Source organism: Streptomyces sp. cg36 (assembly GCF_041080675.1).
Lineage (GTDB): Bacteria > Actinomycetota > Actinomycetes > Streptomycetales > Streptomycetaceae > Streptomyces.
This window is the reverse complement of the sequence record NZ_CP163520.1, coordinates 935,451-961,002: the sequence shown is the minus strand read 5'-3', so window position 1 is coordinate 961,002 and position 25,552 is coordinate 935,451. Positions and strand designations below refer to the sequence as shown.

Below are 25,552 nucleotides of genomic sequence, written 5' to 3'. Positions count from 1 at the left end.
AGAGCATGACAATGGTGTGCGGGGTGGTTACGGGAAGGTAATGAGCGGCGGCCGACAAGACAAGGTCCGTGACGGGCCCGCCGCACGAACGACGGCCGCCGCCCACCCCGGAGCGGGGCGGGCGGCGGCCGTCGGCGGTCGGCTGGTGTCAGCTCACGTCGAGCGCGGTGTCGTCGATGACGAACGACGTCTGCAGCGTGGAGCCCTCGGTGCCGGTGAACTTCAGCGTCACCGTCTGCCCGGCGTAGCCGCTCAGGTCGAAGGTGCGCTGCTGGTAGCCGTTCGCGGCATTGAGGTTGGAGTAGGTGGCGAGCGTGGAGAGGACCGTCCCGCCCGCGTCGGTCACCTGCGCCTTGAGCGTGTCGTACGCCGTCGTGGTGGTGGTCTCGGCGGTGTCGACGTGCAGGTAGAAGCTGAGCCTGGCGCTGGTGCAGCCCGCCGGTACCGTCACCGTCTGGGACAGCGTGTCGGTGTGCGCCGAGCCGTAGCCGCTCAGCCATGCCTTGTACGTGCCGGTGTGCGCGGCCTCGCCGGAGTCGGTGGTGATGACCCCGCTGCTGCCGGACCACACCGAGTCGCCGGACTCGAAGCCGGGGTTGCCGAGCAGCTGGGCCGCGGTGCAGGTGCCGCCGCCTCCGCCACCGGTGCCGCCGGTACCGCCCGTGCCGCCCGAACCGGCGGCGCCGGAGAGCCACTCCGTACCGTTGAGGGCGAGGGCCGCGTCCGTGCCCGCCGGGTCGTCCCAGCCGTCGAAGAGGGTGTTGCCGGGCTGGCCGGTGCCGTCGTCGATCGGCGAGCTGTCGCCCCAGAACGCCACCCGGCCGCTGCCGAAGGTGCTGGTCGCGAAGAAGGCGCCGGTGTTGCCCGAGGAGCCGGTCCGGTACACCAGGCCCTTGACCGCCGGGTTGTCGGCGGGCTTGAGGGTGACGGTGGTGCCGTTGCGGATGATGCTGCCGGTGACCTTCCCGAAGGATCCGTTCAGCACCGGGTCGGTGGTGCTGGAGATGGCCCTGGGGTTGTCGTTGGCGATGTTGAGCGCGTCGACGGAGAAGCCGAACGGGTCGGTGCTGTCCACGCTGTTGTTGGTCATCAGGTCGTTGAGGACCTTGACCGCGTCGGCGCCGTCGTTGTTGCGGTCGGAGCCGGTGTGGTCGGAGATCATGAAGAGACCTCCGCCGTTCTGCACGAACTTCATGACGGCGGTCTTCTCCGCCGCCGAGAGGAGCACGTTGGGCTCGGGGAGCACGAACGTGTCGAAGTTCTGCAGGTCCAGCGGCGAGGACGTGCCGTACGTGATGGTGTTGCCCGACGGCAGCGTCTTGAGGGAGTAGTTGCCCGTCTTCTGGAGCGCGACGCCCCAGGAGGAGAGCGCACCGGTCCAGTCGGTCTCCGCCGAGGGATTGGCCTTCTGGCCCAGCGGGTCGGGCTGGCTGGTGCTGATGATCCAGTCGGCGTTGCCGGCGGTCTCGGCCTTCGAGTTGTCGAAGAGCACGCGGTGCGGTGCGGTGGCCGCGGCGGCGGTCGGCGCGGCGCCGGTCGGTGCGGTGGCCGCGAGGGCGGCGGTGCCGCCGCCCAGCAGACCGAACACGGCCAGTGTGGTGGCGATCGTCAGCCGTGGCCGTGTGGAACTCCGGGTTCGGAGCATCCTGCTACCTCCATGAGGGGTGGGGGAGAGGCGGTGCGGGCGCCCAGTCTGCGCGCGTAGAACGGCAGTTGGGGTACGTCCGGACCACGCGCGTTTGAACGGTACATGGCGAGAATTCATCGGGGGAGTACCCCGGCCCGACTCATCGGAACCGGCCACTGCCGCGCCCGCGCGAAAAGGCCCCCGCCGGACGGACCGGCGGGGGCCTGATGGTGCGTCAGATCGCTTACGGGGTGCGGAGGGTGTAGAAGCCGCGGCCGAAGGTCGCGGCCACCAGACGGTGCCCGGCCGGGTCGTATGTGATGTCCGACACCGGCACCAGCGGCAGCCCGCCGCCCAGCCGCCGCCAGCCGCCGCGCCCGCTCACGAACACCCCCTGGTCGGTGGCGGCGTAGAGCGTGTTCCGGCCAGTGAGCACCACGTCGTTCACCGGCGCCTGGGGAAGGTTTCCGGACAGATCGGCCCATCTCGCCCCCGCGTCCCGGGTCCGCAGCAGATGCGGCTGCGCTGAGCCCGAGCGGTAGCCGGAGAGCGAGACGTACGCGGTCGCCGGATCGGCCGGGTCCACCGCGATCCGGGTCACCCAGGGCTGACCCGAGAGCACCCGCGTCCAGTGGGCGCCGAGGTCGCGGGTCACCCACACCCGTCCGTCGTCCGTGCCCGCCCACACGGTACGGCCGTCCCGCGCGGCGGCGACCGTGGTGATCGTGCCGTACGGATAGCTGTCGCGGCCGGGGCCGCCGGTGAGGTCGGGGCTGATCGGCTGCCAGGTCGCGCCGCCGTCGGCGGACCGGTTGAGGCGGTCGCCGCCGTAGTAGAGGACCCGGGGGTCGACCGGGTCGAACTGGACGGGGGTGAGCCAGTTGCGCCGCTCGGCGGTGGTGGAGTCGGTGTACTCGCTCAGCGTGGCGCCGCCGTCCGTGGAGCGGAAGCAGTTGCCGTACTGGTAGCAGGCGTACACCCGGTCGGGGTCGGTGGGGTCGATGAGGTTCTGGAGGCCGTCGCCGCCCAGGTACTCGTTGAACCGGTCGCCGCCCCAGGAGCGGATCGAGCCGTTGTCCTGCGCGCCGCCGGAGATGCGGGCGGGGTCCTGCGGGGTGGCCGCCACCGTGTAGAGCTGGGTCCACGGCTCGTACACCGCCTTGGTCCAGCCGCCGTCGCCGCGCGCGTCCGAGCGGTAGACGCCGCCGTCGTTGCCCAGATAGACCCGGCCGGGGTGGCGCGGGTCCCAGATCATCGCGTGCTGGTCGGCGTGGACCGCGTCCTCCTCGCTGGTCCAGGTCGCCCCGCCGTCCTCGGTGGTCAGCAGGCCCACCCCGGCCGCGTGGACGTGTCCGGCGTCGGCCGGGTCGACCCACACCTTGCCGAACCACCACGAATAGCTCGACTGGGAGTCGGTGAGCACCGCGCTGTCGGGCAGTTTCGTCCAGTGCTCCCCGTGGTCCGCCGAGGTGAGGAAGGAGCCGAACGCGCCGTCTGTCGCACCGACCAGGGCGTACAGACGGCCGGGCGCGGAGGCGGCGACACCCAGGCCGATGCGGCCCGAGTCGGCGGTGGGCAGCCCGCCGCCGAGCCGGTGCCAGTGACGGCCGCCGTCGTCGGAGCGGTAGACGCCGGAGCCCGTACCGCCGTAGGTGCGCCGGTCCGGTACGCGCCGGTGGTCCCAGAGCACCGCGTAGACGCGGTCCGGGTCCGCCGGGTCGCGCTGGACGTCGACCGCGCCGGTGAAGGCGTTGGGCACGTCCAGCACCCGCCGCCACGAGCCGCCCGCGTCGTCGGAGAGGTAGACGCCCCGGTCGCCGCCCCCGTTGTAGAGCGAGCCGGTGGCCGCCGCCAGGATCCGGCGCGGGCGGCGCGGGTCCACCGCGAGGGCGCCGACCGCGCCCGAGTCCCGCAGCCCCACGGCCCGCCAGCTGCGGCCCTGGTCGGTGGAGCGGTAGACGCCGGTGCCCTCGTACGTCACGCTGCCGCCGCCCGGGTTGGGCTCGCCGGTGCCCGCGTACAGGGTGCCGTCGGGGGCGGTGGCGAGCGCGCCCATGGCCTGGGTGCCGCGCTCGGGCCAGGCGGGCGCGAAGGTGCGCCCCGCGTCCGTCGAGCGCCACACCCCGCCGCTGGCCGCCGCCGCGTACAGGGTGTCGGGGTGGCGCGGGTCGAGGGCGAGGGAGGTGACCCGGCCGCCGATGTTGGTGGGGCCGACGCCCTGCCAGGTGCCGCCGGTGGCCGGGAGCGCCTCGGCCTGGGCTGCGGCCGTGTCGTAGGCGTGCCGGGGCAGCGGCAGGCCCGGCACCGCCTTCTGGAGGTAGCTGTACTCGGCGGGTGCGGCCGGGCCCGCGTCGTCGTCCTCCTCCTGCGTCCCGGCCCCGGCCTGTTGGACCCCGGCCTCCTGCGTCTCGGCCCCGGCCTCGTGGGCCGCGGCCCCTGCGGCGTGGCCCGCGGGGGCCAGCAGCCCGGCGACCGCCAGGACCGCGACGGCGGCGGCGCGTAGCCTTCCGGTTCTTCCTGTACGCATGGACGGCTCCTTACGCGGGCCGGCGCGGCCGGCGCGCGACGAGTGGAAGAGCGTTCCTCGGTACGTGACAGGGGGAGAGTTTTCATCAACTGCCGCACCAGCACCAGTAGTTGGTGGGCGGAGGCGGTGGGAATCGGTCGCTGCCGGAGCCGCCCGTCCGGGCCGTCGGGCGGCGCCCGGCCTGGCGGGCGGTCATCACGATCGGATCTCGGAGGGCGGGAAGGGGGTTGCCGAGTGGCGTGTAATCGATTCCAATCCTCCGTGTAATCGATTCCAAGAGGTCCCGGACCCCGGGTCCGCAGCGGAGGTGGTCCCGCACATGGCGAGCATCAAGGACGTCGCGGCACGGGCGGGGGTGTCCGTCGCCACCGTCTCGCGCGTCCTCAACAGCCACCCCTCCGTCAGCCCCGACGCACGCGCGCGGGTCCTGGCCGCCGTCGACGCGCTCGGCTACCGGCCCAACGCCGTCGCCCGGTCCCTGCGCACCGACCAGACCCGCACCCTCGGCCTGGTCATCAGCGACGTGCTCAACCCGTACTTCACCGAGCTGGCCCGCTCGGTCGAGGAGGAGGCCCGCGCGCTGGGCTACAGCGTCATCATCGGCAACGCCGACGAGCGCCCCGAACTCCAGGACCACCACGTCCGCACCCTGCTCGACCGGCGCATCGACGGACTGCTGGTCTCGCCCACCGACGGCGGCTCGCCGCTGATGCTGGAGGCGGCCCGCGCGGGCACCCCCATGGTCTTCGTCGACCGCTGGATCCCCGGCGTGGACGTCCCCGTCGTCCGCGCCGACGGCCGCGCCGCCATCCGCGACCTGGTCGCCCATCTGCACGGACTCGGCCACCGCAGGCTCGCCATCATCGCCGGTCCGGCGGCCACCACCACCGGCAGCGAACGCGTCGCGGCCTTCCGGGACGCCCTGCGCGAGCACCACCTCCCGCTGCCCGACGCCCACATCGGCCAGGGCGACTTCCAGGCCGACAGCGGGCGCCGGGCCACCGAACGCTTCCTCGCCCTGCCCGAGCCGCCCGACGTGGTCTTCGCCGCCGACAACCTGATGGCGCTCGGCGCGCTCGACGCCATCCGGGCCCGCGGGCTGCGGGTGCCGCACGACATCGGGCTCGCCGCGTTCGACGACATCCCCTGGTTCGTGCACACCGATCCGCCGATCACCGCGATCGCCCAGCCCACCGGCGAGCTCGGCCGCGCCGCGGTCCGCGCGCTCGTCGACCGCATCGAGGGACGGACCCCCGAACCGGTCACCCTGCCCGCCCGTCTGGTGGTCCGCCGCTCCTGCGGCGAGGCCGCGCCGGACGGATCCGCCCCCGACCGTACGTCCAGGAGCAGGCCATGAGCGGCACCGACGAGTTGCTGCGCGTCGAAGGCGTGCGCAAGGAGTTCCCCGGCGTCGTCGCGCTGGACGGCGTCGACTTCGAGCTGCGCCGCGGCGAGGTGCACGTCCTGCTCGGCGAGAACGGCGCCGGCAAGAGCACCCTGATCAAGATGCTCTCCGGCGTCCACCGCCCCGACGCCGGACGCGTCCTCGTCGGCGGCGAGGAGGTGCGCGTCCACGGCGCCCAGGACGCCGAGCGGCTCGGGATCGCCACCATCCACCAGGAGTTCAACCTCGTCCCCGACCTCACCGTCGCCGAGAACGTCTTCCTGGGCCGCCAGCCGCGCCGCTACGGCCTGATCGACCGCCGCCGGATGGAGGCGGAGGCCGCCGCGCTCCTGGAACGGGTGGGCGTCGACGTCGCACCCCGGACGCGCGTGCGCGAACTGGGCATCGCCCGGCTCCAGATGGTGGAGATCGCCAAGGCGCTCAGCCTGGACGCCCGCGTACTGATCATGGACGAGCCGACCGCCGTCCTCACCTCCGAGGAGGTCGACAAGCTCTTCGCCATCGTGCGCGCACTGCGCGCGGACGGCGTCGGCGTCGTCTTCATCACCCACCACCTCGACGAGATCGCGGCCCTGGGCGACCGCGTCACCGTGCTGCGCGACGGCCGCAGCGTCGGCCAGGTGCCCGCCACGACCCCGCAGGACGAACTCGTCCGGCTGATGGTCGGGCGCGGCATCGACCAGCACTACCCGCGCGAACGCCCGGACACCGGGCCCCCGTTGCTCTCGGTGCGCGGACTGACCCGCGACGGCGCCTTCCACGACGTCGGCTTCGAGGTGCGGGCCGGGGAGGTCGTGGGGCTGGCCGGTCTGGTCGGCGCCGGACGCACCGAGGTCGCCCGCGCGGTCTTCGGCGCCGACCGCTACGACAGCGGCACCGTCCACGTCGGCGGCGCGCCGCTGCCCCGCCACGACGTCGGCGCCGCGATGGACGCCGGCCTCGGCCTCGTCCCCGAGGACCGCAAGGGCCAGGGCCTCGTCCTGGACGCCTCCGTGCAGGAGAACCTCGGCCTGGTCACCCTGCGCTCGGCCACCCGCGCCGGACTCGTCGACCGCAAGGGCCAACGCACCGCCGCCGCGCGGATCGCCGGGGAACTGGGCGTCCGCATGGCCGGGCTCGGGCAGCCGGTGCGCACCCTGTCCGGCGGCAACCAGCAGAAGGTCGTCATCGGCAAGTGGCTGCTGGCCGACACGAAGGTGCTCATCCTCGACGAACCGACCCGGGGCATCGACGTCGGCGCCAAGGTCGAGATCTACCAGCTCATCAATGAACTCACCGCCTCCGGACACGCCGTCCTCATGATCTCCAGCGATCTGCCCGAGGTCCTCGGCATGAGCGACCGGGTGCTCGTCATGGCCCAGGGCCGGATCGCCGGGGAGCTCCCCGCGCACCTGGCCACCCAGGAAGCCGTGATGGAACTCGCCGTCGGCGCGGCGGCCGTACCCACCCCAGCGACGAACGATGTGGAGGGCTCCCGTGGCCACTGACACGCTCCAGAGCACCCGGGGCGCGAGTGGCGCCCCCGCGCTCCGCCGTCTCCTGCTCGACAACGGCGCGCTCAGCGCCCTGGTGGTCCTCGTGGTGGCGATGTCGCTGCTCTCCGGGGACTTCCTCACCACCCAGAACCTGCTCAACGTCGGTGTCCAGGCCGCCGTCACCGCGATCCTCGCCTTCGGCGTCACCTTCGTGATCGTCTCGGCGGGCATCGACCTGTCGGTGGGATCGGTGGCGGCGCTCTCCGCGACCGTGCTCGCCTGGACGGCCACCAAGCAGGGCCTGCCGGTGTGGCTGGCCGTCCTGTTCGCAGTCGGCACCGGCATCGCCTGCGGCCTGGTCAGCGGAGCGCTCGTCGCCTACGGCAAGCTCCCGCCGTTCATCGCCACCCTGGCGATGCTCTCGGTGGGCCGTGGCCTGTCCCTGGTCATCTCGCAGGGAAGCCCGATCGCCTTCCCCGGGTCCGTCTCCCGCGTCGGCGACACCCTCGGCGGCCATCTGCCCGTCCCCGTCCTGGTGATGGTGGCGATGGGCCTGCTCACCGCCCTGATCCTGACCCGTACGTATCTGGGCCGCTCGATGTACGCCATCGGCGGCAACGAGGAGGCCGCCCGGCTGTCCGGGCTGCGGGTCAAGCGGCAGAAGGTCGCCATCTACGCGCTCTCCGGCCTGTTCGCGGCCGTCGCGGGCATCGTGCTGGCCTCCCGGCTGGTCTCCGCCCAGCCGCAGGCCGCCCAGGGGTACGAGCTGGACGCGATCGCGGCCGTGGTGATCGGCGGCGCCAGCCTGTCCGGCGGCGTCGGCAAGGCGTCCGGCACCCTGATCGGCGCGCTGATCCTCGCCGTGCTGCGCAACGGCCTCAACCTGCTGTCCGTGTCCGCCTTCTGGCAGCAGGTGGTCATCGGAGTCGTCATCGCCCTAGCCGTCCTGCTCGACACCCTGCGCCGGCGCGCCGGGGCCGTGCCGGGCGCGGGCGGCGCCGGGCCCGGCGGCTTCGGCGGTGGGCGCGGGGCGGCCAAGCTGGCCCTGGGCGCGGTGGGACTGGCCGCCGTGCTGGGCGCCCTCTCCTTCGTCCACCCGGGCGCGTCCGGCAAGTCGACCAAGGTGGGCATGTCGCTCTCCACCCTCAACAACCCCTTCTTCGTCCAGATGAAGGCCGGGGCGGAGGCCGAGGCCAAGGCGGCCGGGATCGACCTCACCGTCACCGACGCCCAGAACGACGCCTCCCAACAGGCCAACCAGATCCAGAACTTCACCGGCTCCGGCATGAAGTCGATCATCGTCAACCCGGTGGACTCCGACGCGGTCGGCCCGTCCGTACGGGCCGCGAACAAGGCGGGCGTTCCCGTCGTCGCCGCCGACCGGGGCGTCAACAAGGCCGACGTCGCCACCCTCGTCGCCTCCGACAACGTCGCGGGCGGCAGGCTCGCCGCCAAGGCCCTCGCCGACAAGCTCGGCGGCCGGGGCAGCGTCGTCGTCCTCCAGGGCACCGCGGGCACCTCCGCCTCCCGAGAGCGCGGGCAGGGCTTCGCCGAGGGCATCACGGCGTACCCCGGGATCACCGTGGTGGCCCGTCAGCCCGCCGACTTCGACCGCACCAAGGGCCTCGACGTGATGACCAACCTCCTCCAGTCCCACCCGGACGTGGCCGGGGTCTTCGCCGAGAACGACGAGATGGCGCTCGGCGCGATCAAGGCACTGGGCGCCCGTGCGGGCTCCTCCGTCGCCGTGGTCGGCTTCGACGGCACCCCCGATGGCCTGAAGGCGGTCTCAGCGGGCACGCTGTACGCGTCGGTCGCGCAACAGCCCGCCGAACTCGGCCGGATCGCCGTCCGCAACGCGGTACGGGCGGCCGGGGGCGAGCGGGTGGAGAGCACGGTGAAGGTCCAGGTGCTGGTCGTCACCCGGCAGAACGTCGCCGACTTCCAGTGACCACGGCCACCGAGCCCCGCAGCGAAAGCAGGACAGGGATGTACGACTACGACCTTCTGGTCGTCGGGTCCGCCAACGCCGACCTCGTGATCGGCGTCGACCGGCGCCCCGCCCCCGGCGAGACCGTCCTCGGCTCGGACCTGGCCGTCCACCCGGGCGGCAAGGGCGCCAACCAGGCCGTGGCCGCCGCCCGGCTCGGGGCGCGCACCGCGCTGCTGGCCCGGGTCGGCGACGACGGCCACGGCCGGCTGCTCATCGAGTCCCAGCGCGCCGCCGGGGTCGACACGGTCGGGATGCTGGTCGGCGGGGCGCCCACCGGGGTCGCGCTGATCACCGTGGACCCGTCGGGCGACAACAGCATCGTCGTCTCGCCCGGCGCCAACGCCCGTCTGGCGCCCGCCGACGTGCACGCCGCCGCCAGCCTCTTCCAGGCGTCCCGGGTGGTCTCCGCGCAGCTGGAGATCCCGCTGGAGACGGTGGTGGAGACCGTGCGCAGCCTCGCCTTCGGCAGCCGCTTCGTCCTCAACCCCTCACCACCGGGGCCGCTCCCGGCCGAGGTGCTGGCGGCCTGCGACCCGCTGATCGTCAACGAGCACGAGGCCCGCTTCCTGCTCGGCGACTCGGCGGGCCCGGCCCCCGAGGACTGGGCCCGGTCGCTGCTGCTGCGCGGCCCGCGCTCGGTGGTGATCACCCTGGGCGCGGCGGGCGCCCTCGTCGCCGCCGGGAGCACGCAGTCCTTCGTCCGCGTGCCGAGCCCGAAGGTGGACGCGGTGGACACCACCGGGGCGGGCGACGCCTTCACCGCGGCGCTCGCCTGGCGGCTGAGCCTGGGCGAGGACCTGGCCGAGGCCGCCGCGTTCGCCGTACGGGTGGGGGCCGCCGCCGTCACCAGACGCGGCGCGCAGGAGTCGTACCCCACCGCCGACGAGGTCTTCGCCCGATGAAGCGGTCGGGCGTCCTCAACCGCCATCTCGCGGGCGCGCTGGCCGAGTTGGGCCACGGCGACGGGGTCCTGGTCTGCGACGCGGGCATGCCCATTCCGCCCGGCCCGCGCGTGGTCGACCTGGCGTTCCGGGCCGGGGTGCCGTCGTTCGCCGAGGTCCTCGACGGGCTCCTGGCCGAGCTGGTGGTCGAGGGCGCCACGGCGGCGCGCGAGACGGACGCGGCCAACCCGGCCGCCGCCCGTCTGCTGGCCGGGCGCTTCCCGGAGCTCGAATTGGTCGCGCACGAGCGGTTGAAGGCGCTGTCGTCGGGGGCGCGGCTGGTCGTGCGGACGGGGGAGGCGCGACCGTACGCGAACGTGCTGCTGCGGTGCGGGGTGTTCTTCTGAGGGCGCCCCGCCGCTGAGAGGTCCCGCCGGGGGCGCGCGAGGACCCGGCGGGAGCCGCCGCGTTGGGACCGGGGGCGGGGATGGCGAATCTCGGCCATATGGGTGCAGATCCAGGAAAGTGCCCCGGCCCAGCCTCTACCGTGATCCCGGTGCGTCGGCCGACGCAGCACCGTTCGGCCCACGGGGGCCCGCGACAGGGAGTTGCGCGCACATGAATCGACGGTTCGGCATCCTGTTCGCGGCGGGCACCCTGACGGTGGCCGCGACGGCCACCGGCACGGCCACCGCGACGGCGTCCCACGCCGGCGGGTCCCACGCCGCGGTGACGGCCGAGATCTTCGCGACCGACAACACCGCCGTCATCACCGACCCCGACGACGCCCGGCTGAAGGAATCGCTGCGGCGCTTCGACCGCGAGGTGCGCGAGATCGTCCAAGCCAACGGCGCGCGCACCGGCCGCTCCACCCTGCTGGACGGCGTGTTCTGGTCCTCGGACCTCAAGCAGACGACCTACGAGCGCTCGCGCGAGTTCGACGTCAACCACGTCAGCGCCGACGGGCTGCACCACATCGCGGACGTCATCCGCAAGCAGTACAAGCAGGAGTCGGTCCTCACCTTCCGCCATCTGCCGCGCGACTCGCCGCAGACCAACGCCGTGGACATCGAGGCCCCCGGCGTCACCCCGCGCGCCCTGCACGACGCCCTCGTCGAGGACCCGGTGGCCCGTGACGAACTCGGCGGCGGCTCGGTGACGGCCCGGGACGGCCGTCTCATCCTGATCGCCCCGCTGGCCGACCTCCCGCTGGCCAAGCGGTTCGCGGCCCGGCTGGGCGTGGACTGGAAGAAGGCGAAGGTGCGGTACGGGGCGGAGGAGTTCGTGGGCTGAGAGCCCGTCCGCGCCCCCGCCGGCGCCCGGCACACCCGCCCCGCCCGGCACCGGGCGGACACACGGCCGCACGCGCGGGCCCCCGGCCCCGCGCGTGCGGCTCCCCCCGTCGCGGCCCTACGAGACGTACAGCTTCCCCGGGTGCGGGTCGTTGCCAAGGAGAGGTACGTGTAGCTCTTGGACGCGGCGGCGTCCTGCGCGGCGGTGGACGCCGGGACCTGCTGAGCGGTTCCGGCCGCCGAGGGGGCGGCGTGGGCGGGCAGGGCCCCGATTCCGGTGACGGCCATCGCGACGACCGCCGCGTGCGCGAACGTGAACTTCCCCCGTGCCGTGGTCATGGATTCATTCCTTCCCTCGGTGTTCCCCGCAGGACTTCTGCCCTCGGCGTGCGGAACACCATAGGAATCGCCGGTACCGCACGGCATTCACCGTGGGATTGAACCCTTGTGAACTTCGGGCGTAGCCCTCTGAGGGAGCGTCATACCGGGGCGGTAGATCGACCGCGGTAGACGGGCGAGGGGCGGCCGTCACACCCGGTGACCACATGCGTCCCACCTGCCTCGGCGCCCGCGTGGCGGCCCTGCCGCAGCCGGATTGGCCACTTTAAGTGGTCGCAGAGCCCGTGCATTTCGCGGAAGTACGGCGCAAGCTGGAAGCGGAGCCGGGCCGCCTATCCCCGAGCAGCCGGCCCCGCTCCCTCCGGGGCGCCGCCGACCGCGGGAGGACGGCGCCCCGCACGCCCCGGCCGGCGCACGCCCCGGCCGGAGCGGTCGTGGCGCCGGGGCGCGTCAGGCCGCCAGCTCCGGGTGGTGTGCCCGGGCCACCTGCGGGTGCGCCCGCAGCCACCCCTTGAGCTCGTTGCGTCCGTACTCGGCGTGCAGCGGGTTGTCGGCGCTGTGGGCGACGCCCGGCGCCTGCGCCAGATAGGCGCCGGGGACCGTCTCGATCCGCGCGTCCAGACGGGGGTTGTAGAAGAACGGCACGGAGAAGCGCTCTACCGCTCCGGGCGGCGAGACGACGCGGTGGTCGGTCGCCGACAGATAGCCCTCGGTGGCGATCTCCAGGAGCTCGCCGAGGTTGACCACGAAGGCGCCCGGCAGCGGCGGCACGTCCACGAACGCGTCGCCCATGCGCACCTGGAGGCCGCCGACGGAGTCCTGGAGCAGCAGCGTGAGGAAGCCGTAGTCCTTGTGGGCGCCGACACCCTGGCCGTCGCCCTCCGGCGCGCTGCCGGGGTACCGGATCAGCTTGGTGTGCAGGTGGGGGCGGTCGGCGAAGGCCGCGTCGAAGAAGTCGGCGGGCGCGCCGATCGAGGCGAGCAGCTCCTGGAGCAGCCGGTGGGCGACCGCCGCCAGCCGGTCCTGCCAGTCGAGCACCGCGGTGCGCAGCTCGGGGAGCGCGTCGGGCCACTGGTTGGGGCCCTCCAGCCAGCGGTACGCCGGGTCGTCCGGCCCCACCGTCGGGGCGGGCCGCTCGGCGCCGACGTCCAGCTGGTCGCGCCAGTCCGAGCGCCCGCCCGTCAGCTCGTGGCCGATGCGCGTGTACCCCCGGAAGTGCGGCGAGCGCAGATTGCTGACGGCGATCCGGTCGGCCTCGGGCAGCGCGAAGAAGTCCCTGGTCAGCCGCTGTATGCGGGCCACCTCGGCGTCGTCGATGCCATGCCCGGTGAGATGGAAGAACCCGGTGTCGCGAGCCGCCCGGTGCAGCCCCGCGCGGAAGGCGTCGCGGGTGGCCGGGTCGTCGGCCTGGGAGAGGTCGACCACGGGGAGTGAGGTGGCGAGGAGAGTGGTGCTGGACATGGCGGGTCCGTTTCCGTTCCGGGATGTACGGCGGTCCTGGTCCCGGGGTTGGCGGGAGGACGGTCGGAACGGGTCGGCGAAAGGGTGCGCCGGAACCGGGGAGGACCGCGACAGGACCGAGGGCAGAAGGGCGGGCCGGGGCGGGCCGTGAGAGGCGCGCCGGGGCCGCGGAGGCTGCGAAGGATCAGTCCTGCGGGCGACAGCTCATGCTGGTGACGCGCACGTAGTCCACGTGTCGTCGCATCACCAGAAGAGTCATGCCCCGAGCGTACGCCCGCCGTCGCCTGCCGTGGGGGAGAGCTATCCCACACCCGGGGCGGGAATGCGGGCGGGTGAGTGTCGCGGTTCGGTAACCCGCCCTCGGCGCCCCGGAGCCGCTCGCTAGCGTGGGGGCTTCGCCGGGCCCGATTTGGGGGGTGCCCGGACCGAACGCAAGGGACATCCATGCTGCGTACGCGCATTCTGACCGTCACCGCCGGTGCGGCGGCCCTCGCCGCCGTCGCGGTGGTGCCCACCCAGGCGCAGGCCGCCTCCGGGTCGGTGCACCTGTACAAGATCTACTACGACAGCCCGGGCACGGACACGCGCTCCAACGCGAGCCTGAACGGCGAGTACGTACAGATCCGCAACACCACGTCCCGGGCCGTGAGCCTCAAGGGGTGGACGCTCACCGACGCCTCCAACCACCGGTACGTCTTCGGCAACTACACCCTCGGCAAGGGCGCGACGGTGACCGTGCACACCGGCAAGGGCCGGAACTCGGCGGCCCACCTCTACCAGGGCCGGGCCGCCTATGTGTGGAACAACGACAAGGACACGGCGACCCTGAAGAAGGCCAACGGCAGCCGGGTCGACAGCTGCTCGTACAACTCGACCAGGGTCGACTACAAGATGTGCTGAGCCGGAAACGGCGGAAACGGGCGCCCGTCCCCTCGGGGGGGCGGGCGCCCGTTCGTCGTCCGCGCCCGGCCGGCTCGCGCGGGCCGGGCGCAGGAGGGGTGTTACTCGACGACGAGCTCGACCTCGATGTTGCCGCGCGTCGCCTTGGAGTACGGGCAGAAGGCGTGCGTCGCCTCCACCAGCCGGCGGCCGGTCTCGCCCGCCAGCTCCTCCGGCAGCTCGACGCGCATGACGACCGCGAGCCCGAAGCCGGTGTCGTCCTTGCCGATGGAGACCTCGGCGGTGACCGAGACGTCCTTGGTGTCGACCTTCAGCTCGCGGCCGACGACGCCCATGGCGCTCGCGAAGCAGGCCGCGTACCCGGCGGCGAAGAGCTGCTCGGGGTTGGTGCCCTGGCCGTTGCCGCCGAGCGCCGGGGGCATGGCGAGCGCGAGGTCGAGCTGACCGTCCGAGCTCACGGCCCGGCCCTCGCGCCCGTTGGCGGTGGCGGCAGCGGTGTACAGCGCGTCCATGGAGGTGCCTTCTTCCGTCGGGTGGTGAGTGTGCGGGGCGGGTGACGGCCGCCCCTCTGCCCCAAAGAGTTGCACACAACTAAATGGTGCGCAACTGAATGATGGGCGACAAGCTACTCTGGATCCATGAGCTCCTCGTCGACCCCCGCCGCGTCGCCCGCGCCCCTGGCGTCCGACGTCGATCTGCTCCGCCTCGACCACCAGGTCTGCTTCTCGCTGCACGCCGCCTCACGGGCGTTCGGCGGCGTCTACCGCGACGCGCTCAAGGACCTCGGCCTCACCTATCCGCAGTACCTGGTGATGCTGGTGCTCTGGGAGCACGGCCCGCAGCCCGTCAAGGTGATCGGCGAGCGGCTGCGGCTCGACTCGGGCACCCTCTCGCCGCTGCTGAAGCGGCTGGAGGCGGCCGGCCTGGTGACCCGCGAGCGCAGCGCCGAGGATGAGCGCTCGGTGACGGTCAGGCTCACCGAAGAGGGCTCGGACCTGCGCGAACGCGCCCTGCCCGTGCCGCTGAGGATCCTCTCCGCGACCGGTCTGACGGTCGAGGAGGTCCTCTCCCTCCAGCAGCTCCTGGGGCGCCTCACGACGGCACTGGACCAGGCGCACTGAACGCGCCGGGCCGTACCGTCCGCGCCGGGTCCGCGGCCTCGGCGGCGGCCCTGGCCTGCGCCGCGTAGACGTCCACGTACTCCTGCTCGGAGAGCGCGCGGATCGCGTACATGATCTCGTCGGTCACCGCGCGCAGCACCGCGGGCCGGTCGCTCACGGCCGCGTACCGGGAGAAGTCCAGGGGTGCGCCGAAGCGCATGGTGACCGGTACGCGCCGGGGCAGCCGCCGGCCGCGCTCCTGGGCCTCGAAGGTGCCGATCATCGCGCAGGGGACGACGGGCGCGCCGGTGCGCAGCGCCATCGCGGCGACCCCCGCCTTGCCCTTGTAGAGGCGGCCGTCGTGCGAGCGGGTGCCCTCGGGGTAGATGCCGAGCAGTCCGCCGCTCCGCAGCACCGCGACCCCGGTGTCGATCGCGGCCCGCGCCGCGTCTTTGCCCGAGCGGTCCACGGGTATTTGCCCGACGCTTCGGAAGAACGCGGCGGTGAGCCGCCCTTTGGCACCCCGGCCGGTGAAGTACTCCATCTTGCAGAGATAGGTGACCCGGCGCCGTAGCGTCACCGGCACCAGAAAGGAGTCGCAGAAGGAGAGGTGGTTTCCCGCGATGATCGCGGCCCCGGTGCGCGGAACGTGCCGGAGCCCCTCGACCCTGGGCCGCAATGGCCACCGCAGGAGCGGTATGAGCACGATGTATTTGAACGCGTAATAGAACACGCCAGTGAGACCCTTTCCCCGAGTGACCCCCGCGCCGAGGCACGCTAATGGGGGGCAGGGCGCGAGGGGAGAGGGCCTATTGAGCCACCGGACAACGGGAGTCGGGAGGGCTCCACAATGCGGTTGCGCCCCGGTGAAGCTCCGGGGCACAACCATTTGCGATCACAATGCGGCATCCGCTACTTGAGGTCCATCGCGGCGCAGGCGTCCTTCAGGTTGGCCGTGCAGATCTCGGAGGCCGTGTAGATGCCGTCGCGGAGGACGGTCTCCTTCACGTTCGCCTTGGTGAGCGCCACGATCGGGATGATCACGGACGGGATGGCCTTGGTGGTGGGGGAGTCGACCGTCGCCTTGGTGATCATGGTGAGCGGCTGCCCCTTGGCGAGCGCCACGGCCATCTGCGCGGCCACCGGGCCCTCCTGGACGTAGGGCTTGTAGACGCTCATGAACTGCTCGCCCATGACGATGCGCTGGACGCCGGCGAGTTCGGCGTCCTGGCCGGTGACCGGGGGGAGCTTGGACAGGCCGGCCGCCTTGAGGGCGGTGATGATGCCGCCCGCCATGCCGTCGTTGGCGGAGTAGACGCCAATGATCTTGTCCTTGCCCAGGGCCGAGATCGCGCCCTCCATGTTGGCGTTGGCGTTCTCCGGCTTCCACTCCTTGGTGTCGTACTCCTTGCCGATGTTCACCTTGCCGTCGAGCTCGGCGTGCGCGCCCTTCTTGAACAGGGCGGCGTTCGGGTCGGTGATCGCGCCGTTCATCATCACGATCTGGCCGTCCTTGGCCTTCGCGCCCAGCGCGTCCACCAGGGCCTTGCCCTGCACATGGCCGACCTGCTCGTTGTCGAACGACGTGTACGCGTCGATCGGGCCCTCGGCCAGCCGGTCGAAGGCGACGACCGGGATGCCCCGGTCCTTGGCCTTCTTGACCGCGCCCGCGATCGCCTTGGAGTCCACCGCGTCCACGATCAGCGCGTCGACCTTGTTGGTGATCATCGCGTCGACCTGCTGGGCCTGAAGGGTCGCGTCCTGCTTCGCGTTGGCATAGACGACCTGGCCCTTGCCGTTCGTGAGATCCCGGACCATCTTCTCGATCAGCGGCTTGTCGAACTTCTCGTAACGCGCGGTCTGGTTCTCCGGCAGGAGCAGACCGATCCTGAGTGCCCCGCCTTTCTTCGCCGCCGAATCCTTGGCCGCCGCGCCCGAGTCCTTGGCGCTGCCACAGGCGGCGAGAGAGACTGCCAGCGCGGCGGCGGTCATGGCCGTCGCGGCACGACGCGTACCCGTGTTCATTCGGTGCCCTCCCTGACGAGGCCGCAGGTATGCGGCCGAGGTGGCTGGAAGTCAACTGGGAGGTGAATGAGGCGTCAAGGAGTCGCGGAGGAACGAGACCGCAATGAGTCTTTTCTTGGGCTGGTCGAAAAGGCAACCTCTTTGAATCGAGAGAGCGGTGGCACACGGAAGGACCAACCGGGCAGTGCGAAAAGGGCAGTTCTCCGGGCAGCCGTGAAGCACGACGGCTCACGGCAGCCGGAACCCGTCCGCCAGCGCGTCCACTTGGGCCGTCAGCAGCGTCCGCGCCCGCTGCCGCATCCCCTCGTACTGGCCCGAGACCGCGAGGCTCACCGTGCCGTGCAGCTGGGACCAGGCGAGCACCGCGCCCGCCAGCGCCGTGCCCGCGCGCGGATCGCCGGGCACCAGCCGGGCCCGCTCCTGGAGCCAGTCGGCCACGGAGTCGTCCTCGCGCACCCACGCGGCCATCTCCGCGACCGTCGGCCGGAACACCTCGACCGGGTCTCCCGCGGCGAAGAGCAGCAGGAACGGGCCGAGCGCGGCCCGCGCGCGCTCCAGGGCGTCGGGCGGTGCCGCGTACCCCGGCACCGGCGGCCCCTGGATCAGCAGATAGCGGTGCGGCTGCGCGGTGGCCCAGTCCAGCCAGGCGTCGGCGAGGGCGTGCAGCGCGGAGCGCGGACCGGCCGCGCGGTCGCCGCTGGTGTGCGCGACCGTCCAGGCCAGATCGTCGTAGGCGTCCCGGATCAGATCGCTCAGCAGGTCGTCGCGGCTCGCGAAGTAGCGGTACAGGGCGGGTCCGGACAGCCCCATCTCCTTGGCGATCCGGGTCAGCGCCACCGACTGCGCGCCGCCCTCGGCGAGCTGCTGGAGCGCCATCGCCTTGATCTCCGCACGGGTCTGCTCGCGATAGCGGGCCCGGGGGCTGTTCACCTCGGAGGGCATGGTGCCTCCCGCGTGCCGGAGGAAGCCGCGCCCGGACGCGCGTCCGGAGGCGGTGCTCATTCCATCATCCTCTCGCGAGTGTGCGTCGCAAGAGTTACGGGCCGTAACGGCGCGCTACCGTGGCGTACTCGTCCGTGCGAGAGAAGGGCCGCCGGTGACTGCGGATTCCGAGGGCGGGCCGGGCACCCGGCGGACCGGCGACCTGTCCGAGCGGGCGCGCTGGCGTGCGCTCGCGGTGTGTCTGGTGGCGGCGTTCATGACGCTGCTCGACGTGTCGATCGTCAATGTGGCGCTGCCGTCGGTCCGGGCGGCGCTGCACGCCCCCGAGGCCGATCTCCAGTGGGTCCTCTCCGGATACGCGCTCGCCTTCGGGCTGTTCCTCGTCCCCGCCGGGCGGATCGGTGACGCGCGCGGGCGACGGGCGGTGTTCCTGACCGGCCTCGCCCTCTTCGTCGTCGCCTCGGCGGCCTGCGGGGCGGCCCAGTCCAGCCTGTGGCTGGTGGCCGCGCGGGCCGTCCAGGGCCTGGCCGGAGGGCTGATCTCGCCCCAGATCTCGGCGCTGATCCAGCAGATGTTCACCGGCGCCGAACGCGGCCGGGCCTTCGGGATGATGGGCAGCGTCATCGGCATCTCCACCGCGGTCGGGCCGCTCCTCGGCGGAGTGCTCATCCACGCGGCGGGCCCGCACGAGGGCTGGCGCTGGGTGTTCTACGTCAACGTGCCCATCGGCATCACCTGTCTGGTACTGGCCCGGCGGCTGCTCCCGGACACCCCCTCCGCCCGCCGCGTCCCGCTGCGGGCCCTCGACCCGGTCGGGGTGCTGCTGCTCGGGGCCGGTGTGCTGGCCCTGCTGCTGCCCTTCGTCCAGGCGCAGCAGTGGCACGGACCGCTCAAGTGGCTGCTGCTGGTCGTGGCGGCGGCGCTGCTGGCCGGATTCGTGGGGTGGGAGCGGCGGCAGACCGCGCGCGGCGCCTCCCCGCTGCTCGACCTGACGCTCTTTCGCCGACGCGGTTACTGGCTCGGCTGCGCGCTGATCCTGCTCTACTTCGGCGGCTTCACCTCGATCTTCTTCGTCACCGCGCTCTACCTCCAGGCCGGGCTGGGGCTGAGCGCGCTGCTCGCGGGGCTGGCCATCACCCCGTTCGCGGTGGGCTCCGGCGTCGCCGCCTCCGTCGGCGGGCGGCTGGTCACCCGCTTCGGCCGCCGACTGGTCGCCGTCGGACTGGTGACGGTCGCCGTCGGCCTCGGCGCCACCGCGCTCGCCGTGCACCTGGTCCCCGGCCGGGCGGGCGCGTGGGCGATGGCGGCGCCGCTGCTCATCGCGGGCCTCGGCAGCGGTCTGGTCATCGCCCCCAACCAGACCCTGACGCTCTCTCAGGTCCCGGTGCGCTCGGCGGGCAGCGCGGGCGGCACCCTCCAGACCGGTCAGCGGGTGGGCTCCGCCATCGGCATCGCCGCCGTCGGCTCGGTCTTCTTCGCCCGGCTGTCCCGCGAGGGCTGGACCACCGCGTACGCCCACGGGCTGCTGGTGTCGATCGCCTTCGTGGTGGGGGCGCTGCTGCTGGCGCTGGGGGACCTGCGGGCCGGACCGGCGGACGGGCCGGGGCGCGGCGACGGGTGACGCGGCGGCGACGGGACCCGCTCAGCCGGTTCCGCCCGGCGCCCGGGTCCGTACCGCCCGCCGCCAGGCCCGGTCGACGGCCGCGAGGGCCGTCTCGTCGCGCCGCTGCGCCCAGTGCTCGCGGGCCTCGTCCCGTACTTCGGCGAGGGCCCGGGCGCGGTCCACCGGCGGCGGGGTGAACAGACCGCCGCAGGCGCGGCCGTGGGCGTCCCACCGGTCCCGCCAGAACGTGACCGTCCAGCCCGGCCAGCGCGCGGCCATCTCGTACGCCCCGGCCTGGGCGCCCGGCAGCCACCAGCCCACCCGGCGGCGCTCCGGGTCGATGTGCAGGCCCGACAGGACGGCGAGGCCGCAGCGGCCGTGGTCCGGCGCACCGGCCAGCCGCTCCAGGAGCGCGGGGCCCTCCGCGATCGGGTGGTCCCCGGTGGCGGCCACCAGATGGCAGCGGTCCGGGCCGACGGTGACGGCCGTGACCCAGGGGTCGTCCTCTGCCAGTTCCTCGTCCCCCGGGGCGATCAACGCACCCGCGGCGACGCCCAGTTGGGGGTCGCGGACCGCCTCCGGGTCCAGGCCCAGATAGGCGCGCAGCTCGGCCGGGCCGTCGTAGGTGTGGCGCGACTCCCAGCCCGGCCAGGCGTGCCCGAGCAGCTCCAGGGCCGCCGCCCGGTGGCGCAGACAGGTCCTCGGGCCGTCCTGGACGAAGGAGAGCAGCACCTTGCGCCCCTCGTCGACCAGGGCCGCGCCCTCGCACCGGACGTCGTCACGCCACTGCCCGTGCGCGGCGCGGTGGCCGCGCACGAACGGCAGGACCACGTCCGGGCCGGCCAGCAGGTCGAGGTCGAGGCCGGGCGCGCCGAAGCGCGACTCGTACAACTCGTACGCGCCGGGGTCGCCGCTCCCGGGAACGAGCGCGTAGTTCGCCCATTCGGCCATGGGGAAAGGATCTCAACCCGGCGGACCGTCCACCAGCGGTTCCGGCCCCGGGTGCGGTACGTGATCCCCACCACGTCCGACGCGCGGCGGCGGCCGTAGGGTGCGGACCTGTGAACAGGCACATCGAGTTCGAACGGCTGCACAACTTCCGTGACCTCGGGGGCTATCGCACCGAGGACGGCCTGACCGTCCGCTGGGGGCGGCTCTACCGGTCCGACTCCCTGGGCAAGCTCGCGGGCGAGGACTGGGACCGCTTCCTCGCCCTCGGCGTGCGCACCGTGATCGACCTGCGCTACCCGTGGGAGATCGCCTCCAAGGGCCGGGTGCCGGAGCACACCGCGCTGGCCTACCGCAATCTGAGCATCGAGCACCGGCCGTACGACCAGGCGGCCCTCGGCCCGGAAGTCGAGACGGGCCGCTACCTCGCCGACCGCTTCCTCGAAGTCGCCGAGGACGGCGTGGCCGAGCTGCGCGAGGCCCTGGCCACGATCGCCTCGGCCGACAGCGGGCCGCTGGTGTTCCACTGCGCCTCCGGCAAGGACCGCACCGGGCTGCTGGCCGCGCTGGTCCTCGCCCTGCTCGGGGTGGACGAGGAGGTGATCGTCGAGGACTTCACCCTCACCGGGCTCGCCACCGACCGGCTGATCGCCGACTGGCGGGCCGCCCACCCGGACCGCGAGATCACCTGGCCGGGCTATGGGCGCGCCCCCGCCGAGATCATGCGGTTCTTCCTCGCCGACCTGACCGAGCGGTACGGCTCGGTGCGCGGGTACGCGGCCGAACTGCTCGGGGCGGACGACCAGTTGGTGGCCCAGCTGCGTTCGGTGCTGCTCGAACCGGCCGTCGAGCCCGCTCCCGTGCGGTAACCCGGACGCGGGACACCGGCCACCGCGCACCCTTCTTCCCGCAACGCGCCGCGCCTATGGTGGGGCCTCACTCGTGCCCGACAGCGGGTTGCCGGAGGGAAACTGATGGTGCGTAGGACCAGGATCGTGCGGAACGCCGCCGTGTGCGCGGCGGCCCTGCTGCTCGGCGCGGGCTTCGCCCCGACGGCCTCGGCCGACGGGGCGGGGGCCCAGGGAGCACCGGCCGGGGGCGCCCGGGGCGCGGCGGTCGCCGCCGCCGCGCGGCTCGACGCGTACTGGAGCCCGGCCCGGATGGCCGCCGCGCTGCCGCAGGACGCGCGCGGGGGCGCCGCCACCGCCGCGGCCCGCACGGCCGGGCCCGCGGTCGACGGGCCCCGGCCGGGCGAGTACATCCCGCCCAGCCGCAGCTTCGACGGCATGCCCCAGGCGGGCACCTTCTTCTGGACCGACGCGACCGGGACCGGGCGCACCTGCAGCGCCTCCGCGGTCCGCAGCCCCGGCCGCAACCTGGTGCTCAGCGCCGGACACTGCCTCAAGGGGTACTCCGGCGGCAGCCCGCGACGGCATCTGGCGTTCGTGCCGCAGTACCACGACGGGCTGAAGCCGTTCGGCGTCTTCCCGGTCGTCACCAACGGCGTGTACGTCGCGCGGGAGTACTACGACCTGGGCGAGCACGCCGGGGCCGCCTACGACTTCGGCTTCGCCGTCACCGGCCCCAACGAGAACGGCCGGCTGCTCCAGGACGCGGTGGGCGGGGTGCGGCTGCTCACCGGGACGGGGTACTTCCACGTCCCGGTGCGGATGATCGGGTACCCGGGAGGGGCGCAGAAGCCGCTGGAGTGCTGGAGCTGGACCACCCGGTGGGAGAGCGACGACCCGGCGGACCCGGGCACCTTCCCGCGCATCGCCTGCGACGCGTTCGTCGGCGGCACCAGCGGCGGACCGATGCTGGTGCCGTGGCGGGGCGGCTGGGGGGTGATCGGGGTCATCGGCGGCTACCACACCGGGGGCAACACGCCCCAGGTCTCCTACAGCGCGTACTTCGGCGACGCGACCGAGGCCCTCTACCGGGCGGCGGTCTCGGGCGCCCCGCCCGCCGGTCCCACGGGCTCCTGAGCGGGGTCAGTTGCCCAGGGCGGCCAGCCCCTTGCCCAGGTCCTCGCGGTTCATGACCGGGGTGAAATCTATCTTCGCGCCCATCTCCATGAAGAAGGGCTCGGCGATCCTCGGCAGGTCGGACTGGTCGGCCAGGTCGAAGACGATGTAGGCCGTGCGGCGTCCGTTCTGGACGGTGAAGTAGGCGGCCTCGGGGCGGATCGCCTCCAGGGCGGCCGTCATGGTCTTGTCGAGCGAGCCGCTCCTGATGGCTTCGTTGCCCTTCTCCGTATCCATCTCGGCCCTCAGCAGTACGCGCACCTCACTCACCCCTTCCGGACCGGGTGGGTGGTCGCTTCCGGCGCACCGGTCACGCCCGGTCGCATCTACCCCAAGAGTCCCGCTTGTCCCCCTCGATCACAACGCGGGCGGCCGGCCGCCCGGGGCGTCGGACAAAATGAGCCCCGAGTTCCTGTTACCGCCGCGTCCGCCGGGGGTCTCCGAAGCGACGGGAGCGCACGCACGACGCCAGCGGGTGAGGGAGCACATGCACAGGGACAGCACGTCCATGCCGGATCTGGTCGGCGCCGCGCGGACCGGTGACGCCGGGGCGCGGGAGCGGCTGGCCGCCGACTACCTGCCGCTGGTCTACAACGTCGTCGGGCGGGCCCTGGACGGTCACGCCGACGTGGACGACGTGGTGCAGGAGACCATGTTCCACGCGCTGGAGGGGCTCGACGGGCTGCGCGAGCCGTCCCGGTTCCGGTCCTGGCTGATCGCCATCGCCATGAACCAGATACGCCGCCGCTGGCGGACGCAGCAGCACACCGTGCTGCCCGGCCCGGACGGCCTCGCCGAGGCGGCCGGGCCCGAGCCGGACTTCGCGGACCTCACCATCCTGCGGCTCGGCCTGTCCGGGCAGCGCCGCGAAGTGGCCGAGGCGACCCGCTGGCTGGACCCGGACGACCGCGAGCTGCTGGCGCTGTGGTGGCAGGAGGCGGCGGGCGAGCTCACCCGGGCCGAACTCGCCGAGGCCATGGGGCTCGCCCCGGCGCACGCCGCCGTACGCGTCCAGCGCATGAAGACCCAGCTGGAGACCGGCCGGACCGTGGTGCGGGCGCTCGCCGCCCGGCCGCCCTGCGCGGGACTCGCCCCGGTGGTCGCCAAGTGGGACGGGCGACCCGCGCCGGTGTGGCGCAAAAGGATCGCCCGGCACACCCGGGACTGCCGGATCTGCTCAGGCCACCGCCACGGGCTCGTCCCCGCCGAGGGCCTGCTGGCCGGGCTGGCGCTGATCGTGCCGCTGTACGGGGCGGCCTCGCTGGTACGTCCCGACCGGCTCGCGCCGGTGGCCGCCGTGACACCGCCCGCGGCGGCCCCGATGCCCGCGCCCGCCGCGACGCCCACGCCGTCGGTGGGGGCGCGGCACGCCGGGCCGGGCGCGGGCACCCCCTCGAAGCTCCGCCGGTACGCGGTGCCCGGCGCCCTCGCCGCCGTCCTCGGGCTCCTGGTCCTCCTGCTGTGGCCGGACCCGGGCTCCCGGCCCCAGGCCGCGCCGCCGAGTTCCCCGAGCGCCTCGGCGCCCCTCGCGGCGCCGACCCCGTCGAGTCCCCCGAGCCCCTCACCCACCAGGGCGAGCCCCACGCCCACGCCCGCCCGCAAGAGTCCCAGGCCCACCCCGAAGCCCACGGTCCTCACCCCCGACCAGCGCCTCGTCCAACTCGTCAACGCCCGTCGCCGTACGGCCGGCTGCGCTCCTCTGCGTACCGACGCCCGGCTCACCAGGGCGGCCGTGCGGCACGCGCGCGACATGGTGAACCGCCACTACTACGACCACGCGAACCCGGAAGGACAGCACGCCGACGCCCGGATCAGGGCGACCGGCTACCCCGTCGGGGCGTGGGCGGAGAACCTGGACCGGGGCGGCGCGGACGCGGCCTCCGTGTTCGGGGACTGGATGGACGGTTCCATCCACCAGCGGAACATGCTCGACTGCGGGTACCGGGACACGGGCGTGGCCGCCGTGCCCGGGCCCGACGGCACGGTGTGGGTCCAGGACTTCGCCGGTCCGATGTCCTGAACGCGCACCGTGCGCCCCGCCGGGTCAGCTGCCGAAGTTCTGCACCCACCAGGGGCCGTTGCCGCCGAGGTTCACGCCCACGCCGATGTCCTTGAACCCGCAGTCCAGGATGTTGGCGCGGTGGCCGGGGCTGTTCATCCAGTCGCGCATCGCCGCCTCGGGGGTCTTCGGGCCCCGGTGGATGTTCTCGCCCCACTTGTGCCAGGCGTACCCGGCCGCGCTCATCCGGTCGCCGGCGTCGCGCCCCTCCGGGCTGTCGTGCTCGTAGTAGTCGCGCGCGGCCATGTCGTCGGCGTGCGCCCGGGCGGAGGAGTCGAGCCGGGTGTCGGCCCGGAGGGGCGAGCAACCCGCCTTCGCGCGTTCGGCGTTGGCGAGGGCGACGACCTGTCGCACGTACTCGGCCGCGGTGCCGGTGGCCGGTCCGCCGCCCGGCCGCGGGGCGGGCTTCCTGCTGGGCGGCCGGTTGTCGGTGGGCCCGCCCGCCGAGGTGGTGCCGGTGCCCGGGGCCGTACGGGGGGTGGCGGGCTTCGGTGTGCCGGGGCGCGGCTCGGGCCTGGTGGCGGGGGACTTGGCGGGCGCGGCCGAGCGCGTGGGAGCGGCGGCGGCCGGCGGGGAGGGGGTGACGGACGAGTCGGCGCCCGGGTCGAGGAGGTGTCCGGCGGGGAGCGCGGCGGGCGTCCGTACCGCCTCGGCGTTTTCGGGCGAGTCCGGCCAGAGCAGTGCCCCGGCGACGGCGGCGACCGCCACGGTTGCGGCGGCGGCGGTCACGGTGGCGCGGCGGGACCGCTTCCGCGCCCGCCGGCGCCCGGCCCGCCCCTCGGTCGAGGGCCGGGCGTGCGGGTGGTCGTCGTGGTGCTGCATGCTGCTCCGTTCTCTGTCCGGTACTGCCGGGAGGTCTCCGGCACCTGGGAGAGCGGGCGGGGCCGACGGGATAACCGATATCGCGGACGTGACCTGGGACACACGGTGTCGCCGGGGCGGCGTGACGGG

22 protein-coding genes are annotated in these 25,552 nt (G+C 73.5%); 12 read left to right on the top strand and 10 right to left on the bottom strand.

Annotated features, from left to right (window positions below; all coding sequences use genetic code 11):
• Nucleotides 1-148: 148 nt before the first annotated feature.
• Nucleotides 149-1,645: a hydrolase gene (locus AB5J87_RS04230; protein WP_369374060.1), complete on the bottom strand. Its 1,497-nt coding sequence runs from the start codon at nt 1,643-1,645 to the stop codon at nt 149-151.
• Nucleotides 1,646-1,871: 226 nt separating this feature from the next.
• The gene (locus AB5J87_RS04225; protein WP_369374058.1) at nt 1,872-4,154 is read right to left on the bottom strand and encodes a WD40/YVTN/BNR-like repeat-containing protein; all 2,283 of its coding nucleotides are present in this window, start codon (nt 4,152-4,154) and stop codon (nt 1,872-1,874) included.
• Nucleotides 4,155-4,473: 319 nt separating this feature from the next.
• Between AB5J87_RS04225 and AB5J87_RS04220 the strand changes: the two genes are divergently transcribed.
• The 6 genes from AB5J87_RS04220 to AB5J87_RS04195 all read left to right on the top strand — a co-directional run bounded on the left by AB5J87_RS04220 (nt 4,474) and on the right by AB5J87_RS04195 (nt 11,201).
• Nucleotides 4,474-5,511: a LacI family DNA-binding transcriptional regulator gene (locus tag AB5J87_RS04220; RefSeq protein WP_369374056.1), complete on the top strand. Its 1,038-nt coding sequence runs from the start codon at nt 4,474-4,476 to the stop codon at nt 5,509-5,511.
• The gene (locus AB5J87_RS04215; RefSeq protein ID WP_369374054.1) at nt 5,508-7,046 is read left to right on the top strand and encodes a sugar ABC transporter ATP-binding protein; all 1,539 of its coding nucleotides are present in this window, start codon (nt 5,508-5,510) and stop codon (nt 7,044-7,046) included. Before AB5J87_RS04220 ends, AB5J87_RS04215 begins: the two co-directional genes overlap by 4 nt.
• Nucleotides 7,036-8,985: a substrate-binding domain-containing protein gene (locus AB5J87_RS04210; protein WP_369374052.1), complete on the top strand. Its 1,950-nt coding sequence runs from the start codon at nt 7,036-7,038 to the stop codon at nt 8,983-8,985. Before AB5J87_RS04215 ends, AB5J87_RS04210 begins: the two co-directional genes overlap by 11 nt.
• Before the next feature lie 38 nt (nt 8,986-9,023).
• Nucleotides 9,024-9,929 carry a ribokinase gene (locus AB5J87_RS04205; protein WP_369374050.1) on the top strand — a complete coding sequence of 302 codons (906 nt, stop codon included), beginning with the start codon at nt 9,024-9,026 and terminating at the stop codon, nt 9,927-9,929.
• Nucleotides 9,926-10,315: a D-ribose pyranase gene (rbsD, locus tag AB5J87_RS04200; protein ID WP_369374048.1), complete on the top strand. Its 390-nt coding sequence runs from the start codon at nt 9,926-9,928 to the stop codon at nt 10,313-10,315. Before AB5J87_RS04205 ends, rbsD begins: the two co-directional genes overlap by 4 nt.
• Before the next feature lie 211 nt (nt 10,316-10,526).
• Nucleotides 10,527-11,201: a hypothetical protein gene (locus tag AB5J87_RS04195; RefSeq protein WP_369374046.1), complete on the top strand. Its 675-nt coding sequence runs from the start codon at nt 10,527-10,529 to the stop codon at nt 11,199-11,201.
• 788 nt (nt 11,202-11,989) lie between these two features.
• Here AB5J87_RS04195 and AB5J87_RS04190 read toward each other — a convergent pair.
• On the bottom strand, nt 11,990-13,000 hold the full coding sequence (locus AB5J87_RS04190; RefSeq protein ID WP_369374044.1) for an isopenicillin N synthase family dioxygenase: 1,011 nt from the start codon (nt 12,998-13,000) through the stop codon (nt 11,990-11,992).
• 444 nt (nt 13,001-13,444) lie between these two features.
• Here AB5J87_RS04190 and AB5J87_RS04185 point away from each other — a divergent pair, with 444 nt between their 5' ends.
• Nucleotides 13,445-13,900: a lamin tail domain-containing protein gene (locus tag AB5J87_RS04185; protein ID WP_369374042.1), complete on the top strand. Its 456-nt coding sequence runs from the start codon at nt 13,445-13,447 to the stop codon at nt 13,898-13,900.
• Between the two features lie 101 nt (nt 13,901-14,001).
• On the opposite strand, the gene AB5J87_RS04180 is transcribed toward AB5J87_RS04185, so the two are convergent.
• Nucleotides 14,002-14,412 carry an organic hydroperoxide resistance protein gene (locus AB5J87_RS04180; protein ID WP_369374040.1) on the bottom strand — a complete coding sequence of 137 codons (411 nt, stop codon included), beginning with the start codon at nt 14,410-14,412 and terminating at the stop codon, nt 14,002-14,004.
• Nucleotides 14,413-14,538: 126 nt separating this feature from the next.
• Between AB5J87_RS04180 and AB5J87_RS04175 the strand changes: the two genes are divergently transcribed.
• Nucleotides 14,539-15,021 carry a MarR family winged helix-turn-helix transcriptional regulator gene (locus AB5J87_RS04175; RefSeq protein WP_369374038.1) on the top strand — a complete coding sequence of 161 codons (483 nt, stop codon included), beginning with the start codon at nt 14,539-14,541 and terminating at the stop codon, nt 15,019-15,021.
• Here the strand turns inward: AB5J87_RS04175 and AB5J87_RS04170 are convergent.
• From AB5J87_RS04170 to AB5J87_RS04160, 3 genes are all read right to left on the bottom strand, one after another.
• A complete protein-coding gene (locus AB5J87_RS04170) occupies nt 14,993-15,733 on the bottom strand; it encodes a lysophospholipid acyltransferase family protein (RefSeq protein WP_369374036.1) in 741 nt (246 codons plus the stop codon). The genes AB5J87_RS04175 and AB5J87_RS04170 overlap by 29 nt on opposite strands.
• 179 nt (nt 15,734-15,912) lie before the next feature.
• On the bottom strand, nt 15,913-17,025 hold the full coding sequence (locus AB5J87_RS04165) for a sugar ABC transporter substrate-binding protein (RefSeq protein ID WP_369374034.1): 1,113 nt from the start codon (nt 17,023-17,025) through the stop codon (nt 15,913-15,915).
• A 228-nt stretch (nt 17,026-17,253) separates the two neighbouring features.
• Nucleotides 17,254-17,967: a TetR/AcrR family transcriptional regulator gene (locus AB5J87_RS04160; RefSeq protein ID WP_369383348.1), complete on the bottom strand. Its 714-nt coding sequence runs from the start codon at nt 17,965-17,967 to the stop codon at nt 17,254-17,256.
• Between the two features lie 202 nt (nt 17,968-18,169).
• Between AB5J87_RS04160 and AB5J87_RS04155 the strand changes: the two genes are divergently transcribed.
• Nucleotides 18,170-19,588, top strand: coding sequence for an MFS transporter (locus tag AB5J87_RS04155; RefSeq protein ID WP_369383347.1), 1,419 nt, complete (start codon nt 18,170-18,172; stop codon nt 19,586-19,588).
• A gap of 21 nt (nt 19,589-19,609) precedes the next feature.
• On the opposite strand, the gene AB5J87_RS04150 is transcribed toward AB5J87_RS04155, so the two are convergent.
• Entirely contained in the window at nt 19,610-20,521 is a 912-nt protein-coding gene (locus tag AB5J87_RS04150) for a hypothetical protein (protein ID WP_369374032.1), read from the bottom strand.
• Between the two features lie 110 nt (nt 20,522-20,631).
• On the opposite strand from AB5J87_RS04150, the gene AB5J87_RS04145 reads away from it, so the two are divergent.
• Nucleotides 20,632-21,387: a tyrosine-protein phosphatase gene (locus tag AB5J87_RS04145; protein WP_369374030.1), complete on the top strand. Its 756-nt coding sequence runs from the start codon at nt 20,632-20,634 to the stop codon at nt 21,385-21,387.
• Between the two features lie 126 nt (nt 21,388-21,513).
• Entirely contained in the window at nt 21,514-22,503 is a 990-nt protein-coding gene (locus tag AB5J87_RS04140) for a serine protease (protein WP_369374028.1), read from the top strand.
• Nucleotides 22,504-22,509: 6 nt separating this feature from the next.
• Here AB5J87_RS04140 and AB5J87_RS04135 read toward each other — a convergent pair whose 3' ends face one another.
• Nucleotides 22,510-22,803: a hypothetical protein gene (locus AB5J87_RS04135; protein WP_369374026.1), complete on the bottom strand. Its 294-nt coding sequence runs from the start codon at nt 22,801-22,803 to the stop codon at nt 22,510-22,512.
• Between the two features lie 226 nt (nt 22,804-23,029).
• On the opposite strand from AB5J87_RS04135, the gene AB5J87_RS04130 reads away from it, so the two are divergent.
• The gene (locus AB5J87_RS04130; protein ID WP_369374024.1) at nt 23,030-24,562 is read left to right on the top strand and encodes a sigma-70 family RNA polymerase sigma factor; all 1,533 of its coding nucleotides are present in this window, start codon (nt 23,030-23,032) and stop codon (nt 24,560-24,562) included.
• 24 nt (nt 24,563-24,586) lie between these two features.
• Here the strand turns inward: AB5J87_RS04130 and AB5J87_RS04125 are convergent, their stop codons facing one another.
• Nucleotides 24,587-25,423 carry a CAP domain-containing protein gene (locus tag AB5J87_RS04125; protein ID WP_369374022.1) on the bottom strand — a complete coding sequence of 279 codons (837 nt, stop codon included), beginning with the start codon at nt 25,421-25,423 and terminating at the stop codon, nt 24,587-24,589.
• Nucleotides 25,424-25,552 lie beyond the last annotated feature (129 nt).